The sequence below is a fragment of the Actinomadura rubrisoli genome (assembly GCF_004349215.1).
In the GTDB taxonomy this organism is placed as follows: domain Bacteria; phylum Actinomycetota; class Actinomycetes; order Streptosporangiales; family Streptosporangiaceae; genus Spirillospora; species Spirillospora rubrisoli.
On record NZ_SMKU01000712.1, the window covers coordinates 1 to 1,199 of the forward strand.

General features: G+C 69.1%; 1 protein-coding gene. It reads left to right on the plus strand.

Features of this window, described 5'->3' with window-relative positions; all coding sequences use genetic code 11:
• Positions 1–242: 242 nt before the first annotated feature.
• Positions 243–1,199, plus strand: a 957-nt coding sequence (gene pgfA / locus E1298_RS47035) for a cell envelope lipid trafficking protein PgfA (protein ID WP_131903818.1), incomplete at its 3' end; no start/stop codon positions are given.

Sequence of the window (1,199 nt, forward strand, 5' to 3'; positions counted from 1 at the left end):
GATGGGGGATCGGGGACGTGGGGGCACGCCCGGGACGTACGCGGGAGCTTACCGGTCAGTACCAAGCACGCGGGAGCGGTCGCCGAGGGCGCTTCTACCAACGCGGGCCAGGCATCGGAGGTGCCCGTCCCGGGGCATGATCGCTATTGGACGGGCCGTTTGAGAGGTCCTGTAAGGTGAGCCCGGGACGCCTGACGCGGCCCTCTGGCCGCGAAGGCGTCGGCAGCCCTCCGGAGGTGTTCATGCGGCGACCGGTCGGCCTGGTCCTGATCGGCCTGGGCGCTTTCTTCCTCTCGCTCGCGCCCCTGGTCCGGTTCTATGTGGCCGACCAGGTGGTCCAGGCGCCCCTCAACCGCTACCAGCTGACGCGGCTGGAGGCGAAGAACGCCGCCTACTTCGACGCCGCCACGCTCAAGCTCAAGACGGGCGTGACGCTCAGGGCCAACAACACCGTGCGCGGCGACGTCCGGGCCAACGAGGGCAACAACAAGATCGCCGTCTGGGACTCCAGCACCAACATCTACGACCAGGCCGTCCCGGACAAGCCCGTCCAGATCCAGGGCTTCCGGATGGCGTTCGACCGGCGCACGGGCGAGCTGGTCAACTGCTGCGGCGTCAACGTCGACGGCGACAACACCGTCCGGATGTCCGGCTACGGGCTGCTGTTCCCGATCGCCAACGTGCACAAGCGCGACTACCCGTTCTTCGACATGACGACCAAGCAGTCGTCGCCGATGCGCTTCAACGGGGTCGAGGAGGTCCACGGCCTGACGGCCTACCGCTTCACCCAGCACGTCCCGGTGACGAAGACCGCCGCGCTCGACACCAAGCTGCCCGGACGGCTGCTCGGGCTGGGCGGCAAGGTCAAGGACCAGAAGGTCGACCGCTACACCGAGGCGTACAACACCTTCTGGGTCGACCCGCGCACCGGCATCCCGGTCAAGCACCGCGAGAACGTCCGCAGCACCGTCCAGACGCGCGACGGCAAGGGCAAGATGGTCGTCGCGCTCGCCGACCTCATCACGATCGACCAGGACCAGAAGGGCCTGGTCGGGGTGGCCGACGACACGGCCCTGAAGATCGACGCGGTCCGCGCCTACATTCCGGTCGCGTCCGTCCTGCTCGGGCTGGTCCTGCTGGTCGTCGGGGGCGTCCTGGGCCTCTCGCGCGTCGCCCCCGGCCCGCCCAAGACCCCGCGC